The organism is Corallococcus llansteffanensis (assembly GCF_003612055.1).
GTDB lineage: Bacteria > Myxococcota > Myxococcia > Myxococcales > Myxococcaceae > Corallococcus > Corallococcus llansteffanensis.
In genome coordinates, this window is record NZ_RAWB01000397.1 from 1 (window position 1) to 9,263 (window position 9,263).

9 protein-coding genes and 1 pseudogene are annotated in these 9,263 nt (G+C 70.1%); 6 read left to right on the forward strand and 4 right to left on the reverse strand.

The genetic code is table 11. From position 1 onward, the window contains the following. Positions 1-1,296 (forward strand): TolC family protein (locus D7V93_RS29595; RefSeq protein WP_147451394.1); only part of this gene is annotated, 1,296 nt, incomplete at its 5' end. Positions 1,297-1,643: 347 nt separating this feature from the next. Continuing rightward, on the forward strand, positions 1,644-2,009 hold the full coding sequence (locus tag D7V93_RS29600) for a helix-turn-helix transcriptional regulator (RefSeq protein ID WP_120646578.1): 366 nt from the start codon (positions 1,644-1,646) through the stop codon (positions 2,007-2,009). 33 nt (positions 2,010-2,042) lie between these two features. Here D7V93_RS29600 and D7V93_RS29605 read toward each other — a convergent pair whose 3' ends face one another. The 4 genes from D7V93_RS29605 to D7V93_RS29620 are packed head-to-tail and all read right to left on the reverse strand — an operon-like array spanning position 2,043 to position 6,980. Beyond that, entirely contained in the window at positions 2,043-3,572 is a 1,530-nt protein-coding gene (locus tag D7V93_RS29605; protein WP_120646579.1) for an ATP-binding response regulator, read from the reverse strand. Continuing rightward, a complete protein-coding gene (locus D7V93_RS29610) occupies positions 3,565-5,613 on the reverse strand; it encodes a hybrid sensor histidine kinase/response regulator (RefSeq protein WP_120646580.1) in 2,049 nt (682 codons plus the stop codon). Before D7V93_RS29610 ends, D7V93_RS29605 begins: the two co-directional genes overlap by 8 nt. Then, positions 5,610-6,314, reverse strand: a complete 705-nt coding sequence (locus tag D7V93_RS29615) for a hypothetical protein (RefSeq protein ID WP_120646581.1) — start codon at positions 6,312-6,314, stop codon at positions 5,610-5,612. Before D7V93_RS29615 ends, D7V93_RS29610 begins: the two co-directional genes overlap by 4 nt. Positions 6,315-6,320: 6 nt before the next feature. Then, a complete protein-coding gene (locus D7V93_RS29620) occupies positions 6,321-6,980 on the reverse strand; it encodes a cobalamin B12-binding domain-containing protein (RefSeq protein WP_244237588.1) in 660 nt (219 codons plus the stop codon). A gap of 219 nt (positions 6,981-7,199) precedes the next feature. On the opposite strand from D7V93_RS29620, the gene D7V93_RS29625 reads away from it, so the two are divergent. The 4 genes and pseudogenes from D7V93_RS29625 to D7V93_RS46915 all read left to right on the forward strand — a co-directional run. After that, positions 7,200-7,910, forward strand: a complete 711-nt coding sequence (locus D7V93_RS29625) for a hypothetical protein (RefSeq protein ID WP_244237589.1) — start codon at positions 7,200-7,202, stop codon at positions 7,908-7,910. A gap of 24 nt (positions 7,911-7,934) precedes the next feature. Beyond that, positions 7,935-8,492: a hypothetical protein gene (locus D7V93_RS29630; protein ID WP_147451395.1), complete on the forward strand. Its 558-nt coding sequence runs from the start codon at positions 7,935-7,937 to the stop codon at positions 8,490-8,492. Positions 8,493-8,649: 157 nt separating this feature from the next. After that, positions 8,650-9,129, forward strand: a complete 480-nt coding sequence (locus tag D7V93_RS29635; protein ID WP_120646584.1) for an RNA polymerase sigma factor — start codon at positions 8,650-8,652, stop codon at positions 9,127-9,129. Then, positions 9,126-9,263, forward strand: a pseudogene (locus D7V93_RS46915) (ActD-like protein); the annotation flags it as partial. The gene D7V93_RS29635 and the pseudogene D7V93_RS46915, both read left to right, overlap by 4 nt.

Consider the following 9,263-nt stretch of genomic DNA (forward strand, 5'->3'; position numbering starts at 1 on the left):
GTGCAGCAGTCCCTGACGGTGGCGGCCTCCGAGGGGCGCGTCATCTCCCTGGCGCAAGCCGAAGCCGCGGCGCGCGAGCACCAGCCCACGCTGCGCTCGGCGCAGGCCGGCACGGACGCGGCCCGGGCGCGGGTGGACCAGTCCTTCTCCAGCTTCCTGCCCCAGGTGAACGCCAACGCCAGCTACACGGTGGGCACGAGCAACCGGGACGTCATCCAGGCCGTGCCGGGCAGTCCCACCGGCGTGGTGTCCAACTCCACGCGGCGCTTCAGCGGCGGTGTCAGCGCCAACCAGCTCCTCTACGACTTCGGCCGCACGTCCGGGCGCTACAACGCGTCGAAGGAGAGCGCGGGCGCGCAGGAGAACTCCCAGCAGCAGGTGCTCCAGGACGTGCTGCGCGATGTGCGCACCGCGTACTTCAACGTCCTCACGCAGAAGGCCCTGCTGGGCGTGGCGCGCGAGACGCTCCAGAGCGAGGAGGCCCGGCTGGGGCAGGTGAACGCGTCCGTGCAGGTGGGGACCCGTCCTGAAATCGACCTGCTCCAGCAGCGCACGGCGAAGGCCAACGCGCAGGTGCAGCTCATCCGCGCGCAGAACGCCTACGCCACCGCCAAGGCGCAGCTCAACCAGACCATGGGCGTGGAGACGTCCTCCGACTACACCGTGCAGGACGTGACGGTGGCGGCCCTCGCGGGCGAGGACGAGGCGCTGGACGCGCTGGTGCTGCGAGCGCTGGAGTCCCGTCCGGACGTCGCCGCGCGCGAGCGGCAGGTGCGCGCGCAGGAGCTCCAGGTGAAGGTGACGAAGGGCGGCCACTGGCCCAGCCTCAGCGCCACGGGCAACGTGTCCGACGTGGGAGAGAACCCCTTCAACGGCGCGACGCTGAGCGCGTCCGGCGGGCTGTCGCTGAGCTGGGCGCTGTTCCAGGGCGGGCTCGTCAACGCGCAGACGCGCGAGGCCAACGCCAACCTGCGCGACATCGAGGCGCAGAAGGACGCGCTGCGGCAGCAGGTGCGGCTCCAGGTGGAGCAGGCCCGGCTGGCCGTCGTGGCCAACCGCGAGGCGCTCACCGCCGCGGACGAGGCGCAGGTGAACGCCCGCGAGCGGCTGCGGCTGGCCGAGGGGCGCTACCGCGCGGGCGTGGGCAACATCATCGAGGTCAGCGACGCGCAGGTGGCCTTCACCAACGCCGCCGCCCAGCAGGTGCAGGCGACGTATGCGCTGGCCACCTCCCGCGCGGAGCTGGCCCGGGCCGTGGGCACCGTGGAGCTCAGCACGGTGGCCTCCGCGCGCTAGCCCCGGAGGGCCGTGTCGGTGACAGGTCGTGAAAACATGAGCCAACCCGGAAGGGTGGCAGGGGCGGCAGGACGCCGGAACACCGTAGGAAATGGCGGCTCCAACGTCCTGGGTCACCTCCCTCCAAGCTCGAAAAAGCGTGTGGATGGACCCGAAGCGGGGCATTCTCCGAGGGCGCTCCGTCTCAGAAGCGGCCCGGGTGTCGGGCTTGCCCGGACTCCGAAAGTCCACCTCCCGCGCAGCGACCCTATGGGTGAACAATGGGAGGCTGACCCGGCAAGTTCTGTCTGTCTGCCTCTATACGTCCTATGCCGTCGACCGAACGTTTCGGGTCGGCAAGCAAAGGCATGGACAAGAAACTCGCAACCACCATCGGAGCATCCGCACGGGTCGCCCGGGGCCGCATGGAGCTGACGCAGGCCGACGTGGCCGAGCGGATCGACGTGGCCACGGAGGTGTATGGGCGCCTGGAGCGAGGCGGCATGCTCCCCAGCGTCCAGACCCTGCTGAAGCTGTGCCACGAGCTGCACGTCTCCGCGGATGAGCTGCTGGGCCTGGCGTCGCAGGGCGCTCCCGCGTCGCGCGCCAACGAAGCCCCTCCGCCCACGCCCGAGCGCCCGGAAGTGCGCCGGCTGCTGCGCAGCGTGCGTCAGCTGGACCCCGCCCAGGTGAAGCTGCTGGGCCTGGTGGCCAATGCGCTGACGCGGCGGTAGGCGTCGCGCTGACCGCCCTTCTTCCGGCCTTCTTCAGAGATTCGACAGGACGCGGTCCAGGTCGGCGGGCCGCACCGGCTTGGTGAGGTGCAGGTCGAACCCGGCCTTCAGGGCCTGCTCGTAGGCCCCCGGTTCGTCATGGCCGGTGAGCGCCACCAGGCGCAGGTGCTGCCCCACCCCGGCGCGCAGCGCGGCCGCCACCTGGTAGCCGTCCACCCCGGGCAACCCGATGTTCACCAGCGCCAGGTCCGGCGCGTGCTCCAGGGCCAGCGCCACGCCCTGCACGCCGTCCTGCGCCACCGCCACCTGGTGGCCCCACAGCTCCAGCAGGTCGCGCATGGACTGGCGCGCGTCCGCGTTGTCCTCCACCACGAGGATGCGCCGCGCCCGCCGCGTGTCCACGACGTTGGCGCCCGCGAGCCGGGGGACGCGCTCCGGAGGCAGCAGGGGCAGCTTCACCACGAACTCGCTGCCCGCCCCGTAGCCCTCGCTCGTCGCCTCCACGCTGCCGCCGTGCATCCGCACCAGCGTGCGCACCAGCGTGAGCCCGATGCCCAGGCCCCCGCGAGAGCGCTCCAGGGACGTGTCCACCTGGGAGAAGAGGTCGAAGACGCCGGGCAGCTTCTCCGGAGGGATGCCGATGCCGGTGTCCTTCACCCGGAGCACCGCCTGCGCGTCACCGTCCACGCCCTCCTGGAACAGGTCCACCGTGACGGTGCCCTGGTCCGTGTACTTGGCCGCGTTGTCCAACAGGTTGGTGAAGACCTGCTCCAGCCGCGTGGCGTCCGCCTCCATCCACAGGGGCGTGCGCGGCAGGCGGACCTCCAGCTTCAGGCCGCGGCCCTCCACGCGCGGACGTAGGATGGAGAGCACCTGCTGGAAGCTCTCCACCAGGTCCAGCGGCTCCTTGCGCAGCTCCACCTTGCCGCGGGTGATGCGGCTGACGTCCAGCAGGTCATCCACCAGCCGCGCCAGGTGGTGCGTCTGGCGCTGGATGATGCCGTGCATCCGCGCCTCCCGGGTGTCCGCGGTGCCCTTGCGCTCCAGGATGCCAATGGAGGTCATGATGGCGGCCAGGGGGTTGCGCAGCTCGTGGCCCAGCATGGCGAGGAACTCGTCCTTGCGCCGGTCCATCTCGATGAGCTGATCCGTGCGCAGGCGCGCCTGCTGCTCCGCGTGGCGCAGGCGCAAGAGCGAGCGCACCGTGGCGATGAGCTCCGACGGCTCATAGGGCTGGGTGAGGTACGCGTCCGCGCCGCCCTCCAGGCCCTGCACCTTCTTGTCCGGCGTGACGAACGTCGCGGACGTGTGCATCACGGCGATGGAGGCCGTGGACGCGTTGGAGCGCAGCCGGGCGCAGACCTCATAGCCGCTGATGTCCGGCAGCTTCACGTCCAGGACGATGACGTCCGGGCGGTGCTTCTCCGCCATGAGGAGCGCCGCCATGCCGGTGGCGGCCTCCAGCACGTGGTAGCCGGACATCTCCAGGATGCGGTTGACGAGATACCGGTTGGCATCGTCGTCATTCACATTGAGGACGGTGGCCAGGCGCTGTTCAGCCACGAGGGTTGACCTCCCGCAGGTCCCGCGTGCCCAGGCCCGCCTTGGTCAGCGCGTCGCGGATGCGCGTGATGGCCACCTCGCGGCTGAGCGTGTGCTTGGCGAGGATGGCGGACGTCTCACGCGACAGGCGCTGACGCTCCGACTCCTGGAGCTGGTGGGACGTGTGCAGGATGATGGGGATGTCGCGCGTGCGCGGGTCCGCCTTCAGCTCGTCCAGCACGTCGAAGGCGGTGATGTCCGGCAGCACGAAGTCCAGGAAGATGAGGTGCGGGGAGCGCTCGCGCGCCAGCCGCACGCCCTCACGGCCGCCAGCGGCCTCCATCAACTGGTAGGGCGTGTCCTTGAGCAGTTGCTTGAGCAGGTAGCGGTGCACATCGTCGTCGTCGATGATGAGCAGCCGCTCCACCGGCCCGGTGCGCGCCAGGGACGACAGCTTCTTCTGCAGGCGCACCTCGTCCACCGGCTTGAGCCAGAACTCGTCCGCCCCCAGGGCGCGCGCCTTCTGCTCGCGGTCCGTCACGGTGACGACGAGGATGGGGATGTCGCGCGTCTGCTCGCCGTTCTTCATCTCCGCGAGGAAGTTCCAGCTCGTTTCGCCCTCCAGCATCACGTCCAGCACCATGGCGGCCGGACGCACGCGCTGCATCACCTTGCGCGCGTCCTCCACCGTGCGCACGGGCAGCACCTGGAAGCCGGAGCGCGCCAGGTACTTCTCGTAGAGGAAGAGCGTCTGGCGGTCGTCCTCCAGCACCAGCACCGGCGCGCGCGTCGGGTCCAGCGACTGGCTGCGCTGCGCGAGGCCCGTCATCTCCGAGACCTCCGCGTGGATGCGCGGCAGGGTGACGAGGAAGGTGGCGCCTTCGCCCAGCGCGCTCCTCACGGAGAGGGTGCCGCCCAACAGCTCCGTCAGCTTGCGCGCCAGCGGCAGGCCCAGGCCGGTGCCCTTCACGCGGCGCTGCAGGTGGCTGTCCACCTGGATGAACTCCTCGAAGACGCGCTCGTGGTTCTCCGGCGCGATGCCGATGCCCGTGTCCGTCACGGTGAACACCACCGTGTCGTGGGGGCCGGGGGCCACCGTCACGGTGACGGAGCCCGCTTCGGTGAACTTCACCGCGTTGGAGACCAGGTTGCGCACCACCTGGCTGAGCTTGGCTTCGTCCGTCTCCATCTCCATGGGCTCGCCAGGCCCTTCGAAGTTGAGGGCCACCTTGGAGTCCGGCGGGAGCAGCGGCCGGGTCATGCCGCGCAGCGCGCTCAGGAAGTCGGACACCACGAAGCGGCTGTGGCGCAGCAGCGTCTTGCCCGACTCCACCTTGGACAAGTCGAGCAGGTCGTTGACCAGCTCGAAGAGGGACTCGGCGGAGCTGCGGATGAACTGGACCTGCTTCTCCTGCTCCGGCGCGAGGCTGCCGTTGAGCGGGTTGAGCAGCACCTTGGACAGCCCGAGGATGGAGTGCAGGGGCGTGCGGAACTCGTGGCTGACGTTGGCCACCACGCGGCTCTTGATTTCAGAGGCGCGCTGGAGGCTCTCCGCCTTCTCGTCCAGGGCGGCGTGCAGGCTCCGCACGCCCCTGTTGGACTCCTCCAACTCCTTGTTGAGGCGCGACAGCTCCTCCGCGCGGCGCTTCAGTTCGTACTGCTGGCGCTCCGTCTCCCGGTGCAGCGCGGACAGCTCTCCCAGGGTGGTGCTCACCTGCGACAGCGCATTGCCGTAGTCCTCCGGCACCAGGCTGCCCACCAGGGCCACACCGCCCTCGTGCGGCCGGGCGCGGAAGGCGAAGGTGGTGGGCTTCTGGTCGTGCAGGAGGATGAGCTCCCAACCGTCCACCGCCTCGTCCTGCGCCTGCACGAGCAGCTTCTCCACCTTGCTCTCGCTGCCGGCGCTGGCGAGGCTCCGCAGGCTCTGCCCCGGCTTGACGCCCAGCAGGCGCGCGGCGCGCTCGTCGCGCCAGATAACCGTTCCCTGCGCATCACAGGCCAGCGCCAGCTCGCGGCTGAGGGATTCGAAGATCCCTGGGGCGCGGTCATCCAGTTGCATCATGAGTGAAGCTCCTCCCATGAAACGGGCGCACGCGCGAGCAACGTCCGTGCCTCCGCGTGCTCGGGTCCCAAGGCTGCCTTCAGGGCGCCCAGGAGGTGGGGAAACGTCAGAGGCTCCAGGCCCCTGCGGGGCCAGAAGCCCACGTACCAGTGAAGGTGGGCCTCCCACAGGTCCGCGCGGTCCAGGGCGAGCGCGTCCGCCAGATAGGACAGGTGAAGGCGCGTCTCTTGTTCCAGGCGGAGGCGATTTTCAGGCGTGAGCTCGCCTCCCACCCGCCGGACCACGTCCTGGACGAGGGCGGGCGTGGCTGCTTCCAGGCGCTGGGCCGGGCCCCCGACATGTCGCAGGGCCTCGCGGGCGGACTGGACGTAGATGTGGGGAAGGGTGTCCGGGCCGAAGCCCTCCGCCTGGAGGGCGTGGGCGAGCCCCTCGAAGTGCTGGTCGAGGTGGAGGGTGCACATGCCGCGTGTGAAGAGCAGGGTGCGCAGCCAGCGCGCGTACTCCTCCAAGAGGGCGGGGCGCTGGGAGTCGAGCGCCTGGACGAGGTAGCGCAGGTGGAAGACCGCGTCCTCGTCGCCGAAGCGGCGGGCGCGCTGGGCGCCGTAGCGGGCCTCCCAGAAGGGGTCGGCGTACAGGGCCTGGACGGAGGCGGACGCCAGGGCAGCGGTCCGGGCCTCCACTTCGCGGCTGACGGGCTGCATAGGGGTTCAGACTCCCAGGGTGCGGCAGGCGGAGGAGACCAGCTCGCGCGCGCTCCTGCCGAAGAAGGACACGTCCAGCTCCTCGTGCAGGACGGGGCCCCATTCGAACGCGAGCCCTCCCACGGCGATGGGCAGGGACGGGGCGGCGTCGCGCACCTTGCGCACGGCCTCGCGCACCTGGGGCAGGTGGAAGGGCATGGTGACGGAGAGGGCCAGCAGGTCCGGGGGCGACTCGCGCACCAGCCGGGCCAGGTGGTCCGCGGGGACGTTGGCGCCGATGAAGCGCACGTCGAAGCCGGCCATCTCCAGGAAGTCGCTGGCCATGCGCGCGCCCACTTCGTGCAGCTCGCCCTCCACGCACGCCATCATCACGACCTTGCCGTTGGACGGGTCGCGGGGCAGGTGGCGGTACAGGTGGGCCAGCACGTACTGGGAGATGGCGGTGGCCATGTGCTCCTGGGCCACGGAGATACGGTTCTCCTGCCAGAGCCGGCCGATCTCGTACTGCGCCGCCTGGATGACCTCCAGGTGCAGGTCCTGCAGTGGCACCCCGCAGAGCAGTCCTTCGTCCACCAGGAGCTTGAGGGCGTCCTGCCGGTTCCCGGAGAGCTGGGCCGCCAGGTACCGCTCCCTCAGCGTGGAAATGACAGGGGTCGCGTGGATCACGGGGGTCAGATTCGCCTGAGAACGGGGCAGGGTAGGAGGGAACCTGCATTCGTTACACCCTGGGTCCCCTGCTCGCATCAGGAAGCCGACACTTGGCGGACATCGGAAATGAGCGCCCGTCTTTCTGCTTGCTGGGCCAAGAGATCCGGAGGGGGCACATCCCCGCCAGGCAAGGGAGTACAAGGATGAATGTCTTGCTGCTCTTCCTGGTGCAGGCGGATGGTGCTGCTCTGGCTGGTGGCGCTGACGGGATGTTCGGCTCCTCCTCGGGTGGAAGGGGTCTGGCGCCCCGGTCCTGACGCGTCGCCGGAGCATATCCCTGGGCCCCTGCGGAATTTCGGGCCCTACGCCCTCGCGGCTGACGCGCTGACGGCGGCCTGTCCGCTCATCCTCTCCAAGCCCAATGCCACGGTGGTCCACCTGCAGGAGACGCAGCCGGAGGTCGCCCTTCGCGCGGCCACGGAGTACTGCGCCTGGCTCTACGCCACGCCTGACGGACGTTACGAAATGAGCATGTTGTCGGACTCATCCCGGCCGGGAGACTCGGTGCGCGGCATGAGGAGCTGCGCGCTGCCCGCCTTCGTCGATGATCCGCGCTACGCGCCCGGCAGCCTCAAGCAGATCTTCGCGCTGCACAACCACCCGTTCGGGACGCGCCTGTCCGCAGGGGATCTGCGCTTCATCGAGGCGATGGCCAGCGTCCACGACTGGGAGGTGCTGACACGAAAAGGCAACATCCGCCTCTCCATCATCGCGTTCTTCTCCCGGTCACGGGATGCGAGCGCTCCCACGTGCGACGGCTTCTACCAATACGTTCCGGCCACCCGGGAGATGATGCTGTGGACGCGCACGGGAGAGCGGTGGAAGCAGGAGTCCCACGGCATCGTGACCTGGCTCGATGGGCGGACCTATCGTCTGGATGCGCGGTAGGAAGGCTGCATGCGAGGGTGGTTCATGTCGCTGAGAACGGTCGCACTGGTGCTGGGACTGCTGGGGTGCGCCCGGAGGCCCGAGCCTCTTTCGGCACCGGTCCTCGACGACCGGACCGTCCGCTTTCCCGTGCCCACGAGCGCCGACGTCATCCAGGCCGGCGCATCCGATGCCCCCGTCGTGCTGGATGGCGAGACGCTTCGCGCGCTGCTGATCGTCTCGCGGGACCTGTTCCCCATGGGGAGCGCGGCGACGTCCTGTGACAGCCGGCCCGAGTCCCATACGTACCGGGTCCTCCGGCAGGACGGCCTCCTCTTCGTCTACGTGGACGAGGATCCGTCCGCGTGTGGTCGACGGTTCCCGTCGCTCGATTCCGGGGCGAAGTACGCCCTTCGCGCGGACGGCCACATCCTCCGGCGCGTCGTGGATGGCGTGGACGCGGATGACGACCTGCGGGGCGTGATGCTGCCGGATGGTGGGGTGCAGACCGTGCTCGTGCCTCCTGCGATGGGCGCGCTCCCGACGGACGGCGGCATCCCCACCGGGGCCCTGGACGCCGGGCCGCCCCCTTCCGGACGGTGAATGCCAGGGTGGGTGGGTGTGCTCCCCCCCTGGTTCCATCCCGGGGTGGGGTGGCCGGACCGGAGGGAAAAAGGGTAGGGACGCCGCTTCGGAAGAATGCCGGTGACAGACTTTCAGGGCACCGGTGTTTCCCTGGTCCGACCAGGAGGCGAGCGCTGTGTCCGTCGATGTGGAGGCCTACTACGAACGCTACGGCCCCCAGGTGCTCCGGCGCTGCCGCTTCCTGCTGCGCGACGAGGAGCAGGCCGTGGACGCGATGCATGACGTGTTCGTGCAGCTCTTGCGCTACCAGGCCGCCCTCAAGGACACCGCGCCGTCCAGCCTGCTGCACCAGATTGCCACCCGCGTGTGCCTCAACCGCCTTCGCGGCACGAAGCGGCGCCCGGAGGACCGGGATGACGAAATCGTGCTGCGCATCGCCGCCTCCGGAGACCTGGAGGCCCGCACCGCCGCCCGGGGCCTGTTGGATCGCCTCTTCGGCCGGGTGCCCGCCTCCAGCCGCGACATCGCCGTGCTCCACCTGGTGGACGGCATGACGCTGGAGGAGACCGCCCGCGAGGTGGGCCTGTCCGTGTCCGGGGTGCGCAAGCGCCTGCGGGCCCTGTCCGCTGTCCTGCAGGAGCTGGAGGCCGCATGACGTCCCCCCACCACACCCCGGACTGGCTGCTGGAGCGCATCGCCCTGGGAGAGCTTCCCCCGGACGAGCTCGCCGCCGCCCGCGCCCGCCTCGCCCAGGAACCCGATGGGCCCTCGCGCCTCGCCGCCCTGGAG